At 66.6% G+C, this 14,725-nt stretch carries 14 protein-coding genes and 1 tRNA gene; 9 read left to right on the top strand and 6 right to left on the bottom strand.

What is annotated here, in order from left to right:
- Positions 1-150: 150 nt before the first annotated feature.
- A complete protein-coding gene (locus AC4D2R_RS14040; RefSeq protein ID WP_490940647.1) occupies positions 151-945 on the top strand; it encodes an isocitrate lyase/PEP mutase family protein in 795 nt (264 codons plus the stop codon).
- A 3-nt stretch (positions 946-948) separates the two neighbouring features.
- Here AC4D2R_RS14040 and AC4D2R_RS14035 read toward each other — a convergent pair whose 3' ends face one another.
- Positions 949-1,851: an alpha/beta hydrolase fold domain-containing protein gene (locus AC4D2R_RS14035; RefSeq protein WP_490940645.1), complete on the bottom strand. Its 903-nt coding sequence runs from the start codon at positions 1,849-1,851 to the stop codon at positions 949-951.
- A 67-nt stretch (positions 1,852-1,918) separates the two neighbouring features.
- Here AC4D2R_RS14035 and AC4D2R_RS14030 point away from each other — a divergent pair, with 67 nt between their 5' ends.
- Positions 1,919-3,031, top strand: a complete 1,113-nt coding sequence (locus tag AC4D2R_RS14030) for a GTP pyrophosphokinase (RefSeq protein ID WP_490940643.1) — start codon at positions 1,919-1,921, stop codon at positions 3,029-3,031.
- Between the two features lie 48 nt (positions 3,032-3,079).
- Here AC4D2R_RS14030 and AC4D2R_RS14025 read toward each other — a convergent pair whose 3' ends face one another.
- From AC4D2R_RS14025 to AC4D2R_RS14015, 3 genes are all read right to left on the bottom strand, one after another.
- Complete coding sequence (locus AC4D2R_RS14025; protein ID WP_490940641.1) at positions 3,080-5,461, bottom strand: phosphoketolase family protein; 2,382 nt, start codon at positions 5,459-5,461, stop codon at positions 3,080-3,082.
- Between the two features lie 76 nt (positions 5,462-5,537).
- On the bottom strand, positions 5,538-8,084 hold the full coding sequence (locus AC4D2R_RS14020; RefSeq protein ID WP_490940639.1) for an ATP-dependent DNA ligase: 2,547 nt from the start codon (positions 8,082-8,084) through the stop codon (positions 5,538-5,540).
- A 74-nt stretch (positions 8,085-8,158) separates the two neighbouring features.
- Positions 8,159-8,653, bottom strand: a complete 495-nt coding sequence (locus tag AC4D2R_RS14015) for an SRPBCC domain-containing protein (RefSeq protein ID WP_490903015.1) — start codon at positions 8,651-8,653, stop codon at positions 8,159-8,161.
- A gap of 68 nt (positions 8,654-8,721) precedes the next feature.
- On the opposite strand from AC4D2R_RS14015, the gene ku reads away from it, so the two are divergent.
- Together ku and AC4D2R_RS14005 are read left to right on the top strand one after the other, a co-directional pair.
- Complete coding sequence (ku, locus tag AC4D2R_RS14010) at positions 8,722-9,564, top strand: non-homologous end joining protein Ku (protein WP_490940637.1); 843 nt, start codon at positions 8,722-8,724, stop codon at positions 9,562-9,564.
- Positions 9,564-9,809, top strand: coding sequence for a hypothetical protein (locus tag AC4D2R_RS14005; protein WP_490903019.1), 246 nt, complete (start codon positions 9,564-9,566; stop codon positions 9,807-9,809). The genes ku and AC4D2R_RS14005 overlap by 1 nt, the downstream gene beginning before the upstream one ends.
- Positions 9,810-9,824: 15 nt before the next feature.
- Here the strand turns inward: AC4D2R_RS14005 and AC4D2R_RS14000 are convergent, their stop codons facing one another.
- Positions 9,825-10,493 carry a haloacid dehalogenase type II gene (locus AC4D2R_RS14000; RefSeq protein ID WP_490940635.1) on the bottom strand — a complete coding sequence of 223 codons (669 nt, stop codon included), beginning with the start codon at positions 10,491-10,493 and terminating at the stop codon, positions 9,825-9,827.
- A 129-nt stretch (positions 10,494-10,622) separates the two neighbouring features.
- On the opposite strand from AC4D2R_RS14000, the gene AC4D2R_RS13995 reads away from it, so the two are divergent.
- The 5 genes from AC4D2R_RS13995 to pstS all read left to right on the top strand — a co-directional run bounded on the left by AC4D2R_RS13995 (position 10,623) and on the right by pstS (position 13,935).
- Positions 10,623-10,699: transfer RNA gene (locus AC4D2R_RS13995), tRNA-Val, on the top strand.
- 312 nt (positions 10,700-11,011) lie between these two features.
- Positions 11,012-11,476, top strand: a complete 465-nt coding sequence (locus AC4D2R_RS13990; RefSeq protein WP_490903023.1) for an Hsp20/alpha crystallin family protein — start codon at positions 11,012-11,014, stop codon at positions 11,474-11,476.
- A gap of 120 nt (positions 11,477-11,596) precedes the next feature.
- The gene (locus tag AC4D2R_RS13985) at positions 11,597-12,394 is read left to right on the top strand and encodes an SDR family oxidoreductase (protein ID WP_490903025.1); all 798 of its coding nucleotides are present in this window, start codon (positions 11,597-11,599) and stop codon (positions 12,392-12,394) included.
- Positions 12,395-12,540: 146 nt separating this feature from the next.
- Positions 12,541-12,753, top strand: coding sequence for a hypothetical protein (locus AC4D2R_RS13980; protein ID WP_490940633.1), 213 nt, complete (start codon positions 12,541-12,543; stop codon positions 12,751-12,753).
- A gap of 60 nt (positions 12,754-12,813) precedes the next feature.
- Complete coding sequence (gene pstS, locus AC4D2R_RS13975; RefSeq protein WP_490940631.1) at positions 12,814-13,935, top strand: phosphate ABC transporter substrate-binding protein PstS; 1,122 nt, start codon at positions 12,814-12,816, stop codon at positions 13,933-13,935.
- A gap of 177 nt (positions 13,936-14,112) precedes the next feature.
- On the opposite strand, the gene AC4D2R_RS13970 is transcribed toward pstS, so the two are convergent.
- Entirely contained in the window at positions 14,113-14,664 is a 552-nt protein-coding gene (locus AC4D2R_RS13970; protein ID WP_490903030.1) for an SRPBCC family protein, read from the bottom strand.
- Between the last annotated feature and the right edge of the window lie 61 nt (positions 14,665-14,725).

Here is a 14,725-nt window from a genome sequence, read left to right as displayed (position 1 = left end):
CAGGCCAGCGTCGAACGCCTCACCAGTGACCTCAAGGCCCGCAACGCCACCGTCCACCGCACCACAAGCCCCGGCGGACACGGCATCAACCCCGAGGACATTTCAAAGGCAGCGCTGTGGATCGCCGAGGTGCACCCGTAAGGTGAAAACATGACTACACCGAGCAACGAATCAGCACCCCTGTCCGCGAAGGCGACGGAGTTCCTCAACCTCCACCGCGCACCCGAGATCCTGCAGGTCGTCAACGTGTGGGATGCCATTTCGGCCAAGACCATTGCCGACGTCCCGGGGACGCGGGCGCTGGCAACGGCCGGCCACTCCATCGCCGCGTCCCTGGGCTACAAGGACGGCACCGTCCCGCTCGATCTCATGATCGATGCCGTGGAACGCATCGCCGGAGCGACCGAACTGCCCGTCAGCGCTGACCTCGATGCAGGTTATGGCAACCCTGGAGAGACGGTTCGGCGTGCGATCGGCGTGGGCATCATCGGGGCCAACATCGAGGACCGGATGGAACCCCTCGCCGACTCCGTGGCACAGATGGAATCAGCGGTGAAAGCCGGCGAGTCCGAGGGAATTCCCTTCGTGCTCAACGCACGCACCGATGCCTTTGTGCGCGGCGCTGGCCGCGACCCGAAGGATGTCCTCGCGGATGCCATCGAACGCGGCAGGGCCTACCTTGAGGCCGGTGCGTCAACCGTCTTCGTGCCGGGTCTCTTCGACGAGGAAACAGTAAGCGCTCTCGTCGAGGGGATCGGGCACAAGCGGGTGAGCGTGATCGGGATCCCGGGTTCGCTTCCGCCCGCCAAGCTCCAGGAGCTCGGCGTCGCCCGCATTTCCTACGGCCCCTGGACCCAGCGCGTCGCCCTGACCGCCCTCGCGGATACCGCTGCGGAGCTGCTTCGGGGCGGGTCGCTGCCTGAAGGAACCCGCCCGCTCAACTAGGGATCACCCTTGTGGGGCAACGCCCTGCTGTATCCCGGCGGCCTTGTCGACGGCTGCCACGACCTGCTCCCACGCTTCGGTGCCGGGAGTGATCATCGCGAAATGGTCGCCGGGAATCAGCACGAGTTCAGCGGGCGCACCCGCCTCGGCCGCAGCGGCAACGTAGCTTTCGGACTGGCTCAGCGGCACCGTAGTGTCGTCCTCGCCGTGCAGGGCGTACACCGGAATTTCCAGGGGCACCGCCGTCATCGGATCCGCCAGCCGGTAGCGCTCCGGATCCGCCGTGGGGGATGCGCCGAGCAGGTTCTCGACGGCGCCGTCGCTCAGTCCCAGTTCCTGCGCCTGGGCGAGGTTGAGCACCCCCGACTGGCTCACCACCGCCGCGAGGGGCACCCCGTCCTTTCCCGAGCCTGGGGCGTCCTCGGGCAGGCCCTGCCTTCCCGCCGCCCACACCGCAAGGTGGCCGCCGGCGGAATGGCCCAGCGCGGTCGTGCGCGAAAGATCGAATCCGTGCTCCTTCGCCGCCGAGGCGAGCAGGTCGATGCCGTCGCTCACGTCCTGGAAGGTGTTGGGCCAGCCGCCGCCGTTGCCCGCGCGCCGGTATTCGAGATTCCAGCACGCGTACCCGCGGCCGGCGAGATCCCGGGCGAGCGGCTCGCCCAGCTCGGCCCCGTAGCGGGAGCGCCAATACCCGCCGTGGATGACCACGACGACTCCCCGGACCGCGGACGCGGGAAGGTAGAGATCTGCGAACTGGCTGGGGTCGGCCCCGTAGGTGTAGCGCTGCGGTCCTGCATCCCCGGTTGGGGTTGCCGGAGCGCCCTTTTGCGGCCCGCAGCGAACAGCCAGGGCGGTGACGACAGCGCCAACGACGCCCAATACGCTTCTTCGCCCAAGGTGCCTCACAGAGGAAGCATAACCGGGCCGGGCTCCCCGATAGGATTGCACTCAACCACCACAATCAGGAGGCTTCATGAGCGCGTGGGACGATCTTGATGACCGCCTGCGCCCGGCGGTCGAGGCCGCAACCCAGGAGTTCGAGCGGGTGCGGCCGGAGCTTGAGGCAGTAACCGAGGAAATGCGGCGGAGCATCCAGGACATTTTCGACGCTTCGCCGCTTCACCCGCTGTTCGTCACGGCGCGCACCAAGACGATCGAGTCGTTCCGCGACAAGGCCTCGCGGATGCTCGCCCCAACCGAGGCCGATGCCCTGCCGGCCCTGGTCTTCCCCGACCCGCTGCGCAACCTCACCGACCTCGTCGGAGTCCGCGTCATCACCACCCTCCCCCACGAGGTGGACCTTGCGGCCAACCTGATGAAGCGCCAGCGCCAGGACTTCGACTGCCGGGGGGACAGGGAGAAGGACATCGGCTCCATCGAATCGGGCACGTACGGCTACTCAAGCCGGCACCTGATCATGCGGACCATCCACAATGACGTCGTCCGGCGGTTCCAGCTTGCCCTTGACCCCGAATCGAAGTCGAGCGGCAGCTACCTCTTCGAGGTGCAGGTCCGGACGGTGCTGGCCCACGCCTGGTCGGAGATTGAACACGACATCCGCTTCAAGGCCGCCAACCCGAAGGCCTGGAGCCCCTACTTCGACCGCCAGTTCACCGGAACCGCGGCGATGCTCGAAACGGTCGAGTCGGCATTCGCGGAGCTGCACGAACGCTACGAGACGGTCACCGGGTTCTGGGACGAATCCGGTGAGGGAAGCGCCCCGCTGACCCCCAACCGGATCCGGGACATCTGGCAGACGCTGCTGCCGCACGTTGACCGGAAATCCGACGACAACTGGGGCTGGGCCGCGGAACTTGTCGCCGCGCACGGGCTCAAAACCACGATCGAGCTCGTTGCGCTGCTGCAGGCCGACACGATCACCAAGGTCCGCAGGGCGCTTGATCACCGGTATTCCCCGGGCCCGGACCGGCTGCTTGACGACATGCTCCTGTGGCATTACGGGCAGCGCCATATCGACCTGACGGCCGAGGAGCCGGGCTCCGACCCGACACCGCGCCGTGACAGCCTCCAGCGGCGCATGCGCCAGATGGAAATCTTCCGTGCGCGGGAGAACCCCGCCGCCTAGGAGCACACCTTCCGCGGGCCCGGCCGACGGCGGCCGGGCCGCGGGCGCCTATTTCGCGTCGTCCGGTGAGGACTCGTCGAGCGTCCAGCCGGTGATGAAACCGGCGTCCTCGCCTGCGTCGCGCGTGTACTGCCACGCCCGCTCCCGCTGGTCCTGGAGCGCCTGGCGCAGCGCCGCCTGGGTGGAGCCGAGCGAGGGAACCCTGTCGATGACGTCCATGGCGAGCTGGTACCTGTCGATCTGGTTCCGCATCGCCATGTCGAACGGCGTGGTTGTCGTCCCCTCCTCCTTGTAGCCGCGGACGTGGAGGTTGTCGTGGTTGGTCCTGCGGTAGGTCAGGCGGTGAATCAGCCAGGGGTAGCCGTGATAGGCGAAGATCACGGGCTTGTCCGTTGTGAAAAGGTTGTCGAAGGCACGGGCCGGCAGCCCGTGCGGATGCTCGGTGTCGTCCTGCAGGCGCATCAGGTCAACCACGTTGACCACCCGGATCTTCAGCGACGGGATGCCCGCCTTGAGCAGGCCAGCCGCGGCGACTGTCTCAAGCGTGGGCACGTCCCCGGCGCAGCCAAGGACGACATCGGGATCGGTTCCCGCCTCCTCGCTGCCGGCGAATTCCCACACCCCGATGCCGCGCTTCACATGCAGGTGCGCCTCCTCCGGCCCCAGCCAGGTGGGGTTTGGCTGCTTGCCGCTGAGGATCACGTTGACTGTGTCCCGGGTCTGCAGGCAGTGCTCCACCACCGCCAGCATGGTGTTGGTGTCCGGCGGCAGGTACACCCGGATCACGTCGGCCTTCTTGTTCACCACATGGTCGATGAAGCCCGGGTCCTGGTGCGAGAACCCGTTGTGGTCCTGCTGCCAGACGTGGCTTGAGAGCAGGTAGTTGAAGGAGGCGATGGGGCGCCGCCACGACAGGTCCTGGTGGACCTTCAACCATTTGGCGAACTGGTTGAACATCGAATCGACGATGTGGACGAAGGCCTCGTAGCAGTTGAACACCCCGTGCCTGCCCGTGAGCAGGTAGCCCTCGAGCCAGCCCTGGCAGAGATGCTCGCTGAGCACCTCAAGGACCCGCCCCGACCGGGCAAGGTGCTCGTCGACCTCGTCGATCCGTGCCTCCCACGCCTTGTCCGTGACCTCGTAGATTGCCGAGAGACGGTTTGACGCTGTCTCGTCGGGTCCGAACACGCGGAAGTTCGTGGGATTCGCCGCGATGACGTCGCGCAGGTACCCCCCGACGGTGATCATGGGGCTCACCTTTTCCTTCCCCGGCGCGCTCACTTCGACTGCATGGTCGAGGTAGGCCGGAAGCTTGAGGTCGCGCAGCAGCCACCCGCCGTTGGCGTAGGGGGTGGCGCTCATCCGCAGGTCGCCCTCCGGGGCGAGGGAGGCAAGATCGGGGCGAAGCTCACCGGTTTCGGTGAAAAGCTCATCGGGATTGTAGGAGCGCATCCACTCCTCGAGCTGGCGCAGGTGCTCCGGGTTCGTGTGGATCTCGGACAGGGGAACCTGGTGCGAGCGCCAGGTGCCCTCGACCGGTTTTCCGTCGACGACGGCGGGCCCGGTCCAGCCCTTGGGCGATCGCAGCACGATCATCGGCCAGCGGGGCGTCCCCTCCGGGAGGCCCTCCCCGGAGCGCGCCCGGTCCTGAATGCCGTGGATCTCGGCGAGGCATTCCTCGAGGACCGCCGCGAACTGGCGGTGGGCCTGCTCGGTGGCGTGCGGGTCGCTCACCGTGACGAAGTGCGGTTCGTAGCCGTACCCGTACATCAGCTGGGTCAGCTGGTCCTCGGGCATGCGGGCCAGCACCGTGGGGTTGGCGATCTTGTAGCCGTTGAGGTGCAGGATCGGCAGCACGGCGCCGTCCACCGCGGGATCAAGGAAGTTGTTGGAGTGCCAGCTGGCGGCGAGGGGCCCGGTTTCGGCTTCGCCGTCGCCAACCACCGCAACGGCAAGAAGGTCGGGATTATCGAAGACGGCGCCGTAAGCGTGGACGAGGGCGTAGCCGAGCTCCCCTCCCTCATGGATCGAGCCCGGCGACTCCGGGGCCGCATGGGAGGGAACCCCGCCGGGGTAGCTGAACTGCTTGAAGAGATCCTTGAGCCCGGTTTCGTCCCTGCCGATGTGGGAGTACACCTCGGAGTAGGTCCCCTCGAGCCAGGCGTTGGCGACGTTGGCCGGACCGCCGTGCCCGGGACCGGTCACGAACAGCATCGCCTGCCGCTGCTCGGAGATCACGCGGTTGAGGTGGGCGTAGACGAAGTTGAGTCCCGGGGTTGTCCCCCAGTGGCCCAGCAGCCGGGCCTTGACGTCGCTGCTTTCGAGCGGACGCCTCAGCAGCGGGTTGTCGCGCAGGTAGATCTGGCCGACGGAGATGTAGTTCGCGGCCCGCCACCAGGCGTCGAGCCTTTCGATATCCAAGCTGGGCATCTTTTCTCCTCCTGTTTGCTGAATTTTCAACTGCGGGAATGAGTTGCGTGCTTAGGCTTCGGCGGCGGGTCCGGGCTCAGAAATCGACGACGACGTCGGAGGGCTCCTTGTCAGGGCGCCAGCCCCGCCAGACGGGGTGGCGCAGCCTGCCGCCGTCCGTGCGTTCGCTGTACTGCACCTCCCCCACCAGGGCGGGGCGCACCCAGTGGGCGTCGGCGGCGTCGGGTTCCGGCACGTCCTCGAGGGGAGCCGTTTTCCGCGCCATTTTCCGCAGCCGGGAGCTGACCTCGGCGAGATCCCGGTCGGTGAGGCCCGAACCCACCCTGCCCACGTACCGGAGCTCGAGGCCGTCGGGAACCGCAACAAGGAGTGACCCAATCGTGGAGGCGCGGGCGCCCTTGCCCGGCCTCCAACCCACAACCACAACCTCCTGGGTCTGTTGATGCCTGATTTTCACCCAGGCCGGTGAGCGGTCCCCTGGCACGTAGTCGCTGGTGCGCCGCTTGGCAATGACTCCCTCAAGACCGAGTTCCCTGCTTTTGCGCACCGCCTCGTCAAGCGTCGTGTCGAGGACCGGAGGCACCTGGATATGCCCGTCGGAGGGGCTGTCGACGGCCGCCTCAAGGATTTCCCGCCGCTGGGTGTAGGCCAGTGGAAGAAGGGAAGTGCCATCAAAACGCAGCAGGTCGAAAAGCAGGAGGCGGACCGGGGTCTTCGCGCGGGCCGCGGCGATCTCGTCGGGACGGGTCAGTTTCATGCGTGTCTGCAGCAGGCCGAAGTCCGGGCGCCCCGACTCGTCCAATGCGACGATTTCTCCGTCAAGCACCGCGGCTTCGGCGTTAACGTGCTCGGCGAGGTCAGCGAGTTCGGGATAGATCGGGGTCATGTCGTTTCCGTTGCGGCTCACCAGCCGTACCTGCCCGGAGGCCACCGTTGCGATGGCCCGCACCCCGTCCCACTTGAATTCGTAGCTGAAGCTCTCCTCGTCGTAGATGCTCGCCGCCGTGCCGAGGGTCGCCAGCATCGGGGCAACCGGATCCGGCAGGGCGGCCTCCGCCCTCCTGTCCGTTTCCGCCGGCGATATGCCCGCGGGCAGCTTGTCCGGGGGCGCTGGGCGTGCGGTCACCGGGTCAGTGGAAACCGCCTGCGCCGCTGCCGGCACCTGCCCCGGTGCGCGGCCCTTGCCCGGCTGGTCCTTCATGAGGTGGATGAGCCAGTTCCGTCCTTCGGCTCCGCCCGACACGCCGGTGTTGATGAGCGCGTAGCGGCGCACCCGGCTCCCGGTTGACGCAAGTCCGCCGTCCTCCCTGCCGGTAAGGGTGCAGATCACTTCCTTGCCGTCCCGCCATTTCTCCAGCTCATATGTCCCGCTGTCCCAGATTTTCACCTCACCCGCGCCATATTCCCCTTTGGGAATATTCCCTTCAAAAGAGCCGTAGTCGAGGGGGTGGTCCTCCGTCTGGACAGCGAGGTGGTTCCGCTGCGGCGTGGCGGGCGGGCCCTTGGGCAGGGCCCAGGAGACAAGGACCCCGTCGCGTTCGAGCCGGAAGTCGTAGTGGAGGCGCCGCGCATGGTGCTCCTGGATGACAAAGCTGTTCCCGCCGGGTGTCCCCACCGCGTCGGGAACCGGCTCGGGGGTCTTGGCCGGATCGCGCATCGAACGGTATTTGGAGAGCCGGTCCGCCGGGGCTCCCCGCGCTTCGCCGCCCTCCGACTCCGGGGGACGCACCGGATCAAGGCCGGCCAGGATGTCACCCTGTTCCTCGAACCGGCGAATCACCTCCCGGTAGTCGAGCTGCGCCAGGTCCGGATCCTCAAGCTCCGCCCAGGTGCGCGGCGCCGCGACCGTGGGGTGGAGGCGCCCGCGCAGCGAATAGGGGGCAACCGTTGTCTTGTTCTTGTTGTTCTGGCTCCAGTCGACGAGCACGCGGGCCTTGCGCAGGTTCTTCTTCATGTCGCTGACAACGAGGTCGGGATGGTCGGCCTCAAGGGCCCGCGCCAGTTCATGCGCCACGAAGGATACTTGGTCGGAGGTCTGCCGTCCGTCGAGGCGGCTGTAGAGATGGATGCCCTTGGAGCCCGTCGTGACTGGCCGGGGATCAAGCCCCATGTCCGTCAGGATGTCCCGGGCGAGCCGGGCCACTTCGGCGCATTCGGGCAGCCCCGTTCCCGGACCGGGGTCGAGGTCCAGCACAAGCCGGTCGGGGTTCCCCGGTTCTCCCCCGGGGCCGAAGCGCCACTGGGGGACGTGGATCTCAAGGGCGCCGATCTGTCCCAGCCAGGTGAGCGTTGCAAGGTCGTTGACCACGGGGTACAGGTTCGTGGAGGTCTTGTGCTCAATCGGGTGGCGCACGATCCAGTCGGGCGCGGAGGCGTCAAGGTTCTTCTGGAAAAACACCTGCCCCGGAGCTCCGGCGGTCCCCACGCCGTGCACCCAGCGCTTGCGGGTCACCGGGCGGTCGCGCGCATGGGTGATCAATGCTTCGGCCACGGCAGCGTAGTAGCTCAGAACCTCCGCCTTGGTGGTTCCCGTTTCCGGGTAAAGCACCTTGTCCAGGCTCGACAGCCTTAGGGTGCGGCCGTGCACCGTGACCGTCTGCGACTGGCGGGAGTTCGGTGCCATTCCCCAAGTGTTATCTGGATGGCTGGCGAACGCCAGTGTCCGGCGGCCAGGTTACTCCGCCGGGACGGCCGCTCCTAGGAGGCCAGTTGTTTCCGGTAGCGGTCCACGTAGACCTGCCACAGAGCCGGGTTCTGCCCGAGGCTGCGTTCGTTGAGCAGGTCGTCGAGGCCCGCAAGGGTCAGGTGCCAGCCGGCTGCGGTTGTGGCAAGCCGTGAAGCATCGGGGACGGTGATCGTCAGGACCACCCGGCACCCCTTGTCCTCCTCGCGTTCCAGCTCCCAGCGGAGCGTCTCCTTGTCCCAGGTGAAGGCGAGAAGGGAGGGTTTTTCGGCTTCGAGGACCGTCCCCCGCAGCGGGCGCTGACCCTTCACGGAGAACCGCACCTCCGTGCCCTTGCGCGGCAGGATGTCCATCTCGGAGGGGAACCAGTACCTCAGCTTGCCGGGATCGGTCAGATGCTTCCACAGAACCGCCGGAGGGAAGGCGAAACGCTGTTCGATGCGCAGCAGCAGCCCGCCGTCGTCGTCGGTGGTGCGGCTGACAGTGGGTTCTGCTGGTTCGGAAGTCACCCGTCCATCGTAGACCGGGGGAGAACCCGCTCTGGCTTGGTGAGCGGGGCGTGGTGTTCACTTGTTCCATGAGAGCGATCTGGAAGGGAGCGGTGGCCTTCGGCCTGGTCAACGTGCCGGTCAAGCTGTACAGCGCCACGGAGGACCACGACATCAGCCTGCATCAGGTCCACGACAAGGACGGCGGCCGGATCCGCTACCAGCGGCGCTGCGAGGTCTGCGGCGACGTTGTCGACTTCAAGAACATCGACAAGGCCTACGATGACGGCGAGCACACGGTAATCCTCCGCGATGAGGATCTCGCTTCCCTTCCCGTCGAAAGGAGCCGCGAGATCGAGGTCGTCGAGTTCGTGCCAAGCGAGCAGATCGACCCCATCATGTTCGACCGCTCCTACTTCCTTGAGCCGGATTCGGCGTCGACGAAGGCGTACGTGCTCCTGCGGAAGACACTTGAGGAGACCGAACGGACAGCGATCGTCCAGTTCTCCCTGCGCCAGAAAAGCCGGCTAGGAGCCCTCCGGGTCCGCGGTGAGATCCTGGTGCTGCAGTCCCTGCTGTGGGACGACGAGGTCCGGGAGGCCTCCTTTCCCGCCCTTGAGGAGACGGTGCGCATCTCCGCCAAGGAAAAGCAGATGTCGTCGGCGCTTGTCGACTCCTTCTCGACGGATTTCGATCCGGAAAACTTCACCGACGAATACCAGGTGCAGCTGCGCACGCTGATTGAGGCCAAGATCGAAAAGGGCGACACGGTCAATACCGAGGAGACCTTCGGTGCGGCCGGCGAGGAGGACGAGAGTGGGAATGTCCTCGACCTGATGGAAGCGCTGCGCCGCAGCGTTGAGAAGAACCGGGAGAAGAAAGGCTCCGGCGGCAAGAAGGAGCCGTCCGCCTCGAAGAAGAAGGGTGCCTGATGGGATTTTTTACCGATGACCTGGGGCGGCAGAACGTGGTCCTGCCTCCCAACCTCCCCATCCTGGGCTGGGCGGCGCTGGGCGCCGCCTCGTTGATGGCCTTGGACGAGGACAACCGGAAGCTTCTTGCCCGCGCAAGCACCGGATGCCTTGCCGTCTGGGCGGCGCTCGAGGTTGCCGGCGGCGAGAGCGGTTTCCGGCGCTCAATGGGAGCGCTGACCCTGGGCTGGCTGATGCGTCGCTAGCGTTTCCGGACCGGCCTAGTGCCCCGAACGCCGCGCCAGGTCGGCGATTCCCCCGACCACCAGATCCGGTGTCCGGGCGTACCCGGGGTAGGCGGCGTTGGTCCGGTTCACCCAGGCGGTCCGCATGCCGGCACGGGCGGCGCCATCGATGTCCCAGGGGTGGGCGGCGACCAGCATCAGGTCCTCGGGTTTCTCTCTGCACGCGTCAGCCGCGTGAGCGTAGGCCTCGGGGGCCGGTTTCCACAGGGGTGCGTCCTCGACGGAAAGCAACAGGTCGAAGTGTCCGCGGAGGTCCGCGCGCTCCAGCAGCGATTCCGCTGCCGCCCGCGGCCCGTTGGTCAGTGTGACGAGGCGGTGGCCGGACTCTGCGAGCGCGGCAATACCGGGCCCCGCGTCGGCATGGACCGGAAGCGTCCGGAAGTGGCCAAGCAGGTGCTTCAGCGCTTCGTCCTCGCTGCGGTTCAGCGGCTGGCCGGCCAGGACCACCCGGAGCGCGCCCTCGGCGACCTCGGCGAAGCGGGGGTTGGCCCCCGCGGCGGTGAGGGCGAATCCGTCCCGCAGCAGCGAGGTGAACCACAGGCGGGCTGTCCCCTCGGGGACGCCCACTTCGGCGAAGTGCTGCTCCATCGGCGAAAGATCGGAGAGGGTCTCATTCACATCGAAGACGATCGTTGAAGGGAGCATCCATCGACGGTACCCGAAACGGGGAGCCCCGCGGCAGAAAACCGCCGGCGGAAAACTGTGCTGTGCGCCCTGCCGGCGCTTCCGGGTTTGGACCTCGGCGCTCATGCCCTAAGCTATTGGAGAACCATTGCCTGTGTAGCTCAGTCTGGTAGAGCATCCGCTTCACACGCGGAAGGCCCGGGGATCGAGGCCCCGCGCAGGCACCATTCGTTGGACCGCCGGATCCGGTGCTGTGCTGTAACAGCCCGGAGGCCGGGGTCAGCCCCCTGCGCGTTCACGCACCCCTTTCCCGGCCCCTTTTCCCATGCCCGTCTACGGGTATTTCCGCCGTGGCCGGCACCCGACGCCCTCCGCCGAGGGGACGCCCGCCTGTTCGTTTTAGGCAAAAAAGCCGCTCCCACCTCTTGGCACTCTCCCCTGAGAGTGCTAATTTAATTGCAGGTTGAGCGAAGAGCGCTCAACCCTAGAGATGAGGAGACCCACCACTGTCGGTGGCCGTTGCGAAGGAGTTGTTTCAAATGGCCATGAAGTTCGACCCATTCCGCGAACTGGACCGCGTCGCCGGTGCACTGCTGGACCCCCGGCAGGGGCTGCGCCTGATGCCCATGGATCTGTACCGCGAGGGTGACCACTACATCCTGACGGCAGACCTTCCCGGCATCGACCCGGGATCCGTGGATATCGACGTCGACGGCCAACTGCTCACCATCCGGGCCGAGCGTACCCTCCGCGGAGCCGAAGGGGTCAAGTGGCTGACCCGCGAGCGCGAAAGCGGATCCTTCCTGCGCCAGCTCAACCTCGGCCAGGGAATCGACATCGACGCCATCTCGGCCCGGTACGAGAACGGCGTACTGAGCGTCAATATCCCGGTCACGGAGCGTGCGAAGCCACGGAAGATCGAGATCATGTCCGGAGCGGATTCCGAGGCCGTCAAGGGCGAATCGCTGCAGGGCGGTACCGACCAGAAGACCGTCGAGGCTTAGGAAGGCCGCGGCCGCTCCATCCTTCAGCCCGGGCCGGGCGCGCAGTACCTGGCCGGGCTTCGCCTTGTCCACCTCCTCGTTTTCCTTGCGCTCACCTCCGGCTGCCGAAAAAATGACGGAATGGACTTCTCACCCACAACGGCAATCGTCACAGGATCGGATTCGGGGATCGGGCGGGCCACCGCGATCGCCCTGGCGCAGGCGGGCTGTGACATCGGCATCACCTGGCACTCGGATTCCGATGGCGCCGAGGAAACCGCGAAAGCCGTCCGCGGGCTGGGACGGAAGGCTGTGATCGCCCAACTCGACACTTCCGACGCACCGGCCTGCGGCGACGTCGTCGACCAGTTGGCCGGAGAGCTCGGCGGAGTTGACGTCTTCGTCAACAACGCCGGCGTCAACGGCGGCACGATGTTCCTTGAGACCGACTGGGACACGTGGCGGTCCACCCTTGCCACCAACCTCGACGGGGCGTTCGTGTGCATCCAGCGGGCCGCGCAGCGCATGACCGACGCCGGGAGGGGCGGTCGGATCATCGCAGTGACAAGCGTCCACCAGGAACAGCCCCGGGTGGGTTCGGCGGCCTACGACGCGTCGAAGCATGGCCTGGGCGGGCTGATCCGCACTGTCGCCCTTGAACTCGCCGACAGGGGAATCACAGCCAACGCGGTGCTGCCCGGCGAGATTTCAACACCCATGAACGACGCCGGCGACCAGGATCCGCGCGAGGTGGACCGGCCCGGGATCCCGGTTGGCCGCCCCGGTGACCCCAAGGAGGTGGCGGCGGTCATCGCGTTCCTCGCCTCACCGGCCGCAAGCTATGTCACCGGCGCATCCTTTGTTGTTGACGGCGGAATGCTGCAGATGGGCCCCCAGGCGGGGTCGCACCTCACGAGTGGAGACTGGCGCACCCTTTAGAAGGACCGAAGCGGATGACGGGGCGTCGTCGAAGCGGTGCGTCCACAGGGAACTGTCTGCTGGTGTTCACCGCACGTTCAGGGGCGGATCCTAGAGTTGCCTACGGTAATGCACGCGTCTTTGGCAACAGAAGGAGCAGCGCAACGATGGCCGACCGGACCGCCGATAAAGAACTCAGCGACTGGACCGCGCTTCGGCGCGGCGAGCGGCTTACGCTGCATACCCCCACGGGGGCCGAACTCAGCGGCACCGTCGACATGCGCTCGGACGACGCTTCGGTGATCTGGGTCCAGCTCAGCGACGGTGCCGGACGCCGCCTGATCTGCAGGGAAGACGGCGTCCGGCTGCGCCGCGGCTAAGCGTTTTCCCGGCCGGAGCCCGCCTTTGTCCTCAACCCGTTCGCCTGTAACGTCGGACGCGTGAAACTTGTTGAATCCCGATTTCTCGCGCCGTTTTCGGCTGCGCTTCTAGCACTGGGCCTCTCGGCCTGCGGCTCCGATTACCCGCTCGGCCCCGAACAAGAAGCCGCTGCCCAAAACGCCGATTCGGACCTGCAGGGCGCCATCACCGGCGCGGGCTCCTCGGCTCAGGGCCCAGCGATGGAGGCCTGGCGAGCAGAGTTCGCCACGATCAACCCCCGCGCCCAGGTCCAGTACTCCCCCGACGGCTCGGGGGCAGGACGCGGTGCCCTGCTCGCCGGGGCGGTGGCGTTCGCGGGCTCGGATGCCTACCTCAGCGACGAGGAGCTGGACGAATCGACCGACGCCTGCGGCCCCGGAGGTGCATTCAACATCCCTGCCTACGTTGCGCCGATCAGTGTTGCCTTCAACCTTCCGGGGATTTCCGAACTGAACCTCGATGCCGCAACCATCGCCCGGATCTTCCGCGGTGAAATCACCAAGTGGAACGATCCGGCGATCACCAGCCAAAACGAGGGCGTTGATCTTCCCGCCACGCCGATCACCCCGGTGAACCGGTCCGACGATTCCGGCACCACCGAGAACTTCACCGACTATCTGCACGCCGTCGTCCCCGATATCTGGACAGATGAAGCCGACGGAACCTGGCCCGGGGAGCTCAGCGGAGAAAATTCGAAGGGCAACTCGGGAGTGGTGAGCACCGTTTCCGGAACGGAGGGCGCGGTCACCTATGCCGACGATTCGGCCGTCGGTCCGCCGCTGGGGCGCGCCAAACTCAAGGTCGGCACGGAGTACGTGCCGGTGAGCGCCGAAGCCGCGGCGGCCGCCGTCGACGTCGCCTCGGTTGTGCCGGGCCGCACCGCAGGGGACCTCTCGCTCGACCTTGACCGCACAACAACCGCGCCGGGGGTGTATCCGCTGGTTCTTGTCTCGTACCACGTGTACTGCACCAGCTACGAAAACGAACAGTCCGCCGAGGTCGTCAAGGCTTTCGGGACCTACGCCGTGAGCGCCGAAGGACAGCAGGCAGCCGCGAAGGCGGCAAAGAGCGCGCCGATCTCGGTCGATCTCTCGCGCAGGGCAGCCGAGGCAATCGCCGCGATCGCGACCGCCGAGCGCTGATCCGCGGCGGCCGCCGGGCCGCCGGGAAAACTTCAACTGACCAAAAACGCGACGGCGGGGCCCGGGGGGCGCCGCCGTCGTGTCTTTTGCTGTTTCTTACCGGGTCGTGTTCCTTAGAAAACCGTGTCCTACAAATCCGTGTCCTACAAAACGGTGTCCTACAAAACCGGGCGGCCGCTACTGGCCGGCGCGGGGACCGCCCGATTCCGGATCATCGAGGGACAGGTCGGGAAGATCGCCGTTGGCCGGACTGGCGGCTGCCGACTCACCCGTCGGAGGGGCGTTGACCTCTCCCCGCCAGGCGCCGCTCTCGCCGCCGCTCTTCTCGATGAATTGCTTGAACCGCTTCAGGTCGGCCTTGACCTGGCGCTTGTCGGCGTTCACCACGGCGCCCACCTTCTCGGCGAAGGTCTCAGGATGCCAGTCGAGCTGGACCATCAGACGGGTGACGTTCGCGTCGATCCGGTGGAAGGTCACAACGCCGGCATGGGACTCCCCGTCGACGCTCTTCCAGGCCACCCGCTCGTCGGGGTGCTGCTCGGTGATCTCGGCGTCGAATTCACGCTTGACCCCTCCGATGTTCGTCACCCAGTGGGTGCGGGTGTCGGAGATCTGGGTGATCGACTCGACCCCGCCCATGAAGTTGGGGAAGCTCTCGAACTGGGTCCACTGGTTGTATGCGGTGCTGACCGGCACCGAAACTTCGATTGATTCCTGTATTGATGCCATGACGGATCCTCCTTGACTGGAACTCCGGCTCCACATTCCGCCGACGCGATGCCACGGAGCG

Source organism: Arthrobacter sp. TJ-217, assembly GCF_058269255.1.
The sequence above is the reverse complement of the archived record's forward strand: the minus strand, read 5'-3'. Positions and strand labels throughout refer to the sequence as shown.

Excerpts from the sequence above, each read along its gene's own strand:
- AC4D2R_RS14040 (WP_490940647.1), top strand. The coding sequence starts at position 151 with ATGACTACACCGAGCAACGAATCAGCACCCCTGTCCGCGAAGGCGACG.
- AC4D2R_RS14030 (WP_490940643.1), top strand. The coding sequence starts at position 1,919 with ATGAGCGCGTGGGACGATCTTGATGACCGCCTGCGCCCGGCGGTCGAG.
- AC4D2R_RS14025 (WP_490940641.1), bottom strand. The coding sequence starts at position 5,461 with ATGCCCAGCTTGGATATCGAAAGGCTCGACGCCTGGTGGCGGGCCGCG.
- AC4D2R_RS14020 (WP_490940639.1), bottom strand. The coding sequence starts at position 8,084 with ATGGCACCGAACTCCCGCCAGTCGCAGACGGTCACGGTGCACGGCCGC.
- ku (WP_490940637.1), top strand. The coding sequence starts at position 8,722 with ATGAGAGCGATCTGGAAGGGAGCGGTGGCCTTCGGCCTGGTCAACGTG.
- AC4D2R_RS14005 (WP_490903019.1), top strand. The coding sequence starts at position 9,564 with ATGGGATTTTTTACCGATGACCTGGGGCGGCAGAACGTGGTCCTGCCT.
- AC4D2R_RS14000 (WP_490940635.1), bottom strand. The coding sequence starts at position 10,493 with ATGCTCCCTTCAACGATCGTCTTCGATGTGAATGAGACCCTCTCCGAT.
- AC4D2R_RS13990 (WP_490903023.1), top strand. The coding sequence starts at position 11,012 with ATGGCCATGAAGTTCGACCCATTCCGCGAACTGGACCGCGTCGCCGGT.
- AC4D2R_RS13985 (WP_490903025.1), top strand. The coding sequence starts at position 11,597 with ATGGACTTCTCACCCACAACGGCAATCGTCACAGGATCGGATTCGGGG.
- AC4D2R_RS13980 (WP_490940633.1), top strand. The coding sequence starts at position 12,541 with ATGGCCGACCGGACCGCCGATAAAGAACTCAGCGACTGGACCGCGCTT.
- AC4D2R_RS13970 (WP_490903030.1), bottom strand. The coding sequence starts at position 14,664 with ATGGCATCAATACAGGAATCAATCGAAGTTTCGGTGCCGGTCAGCACC.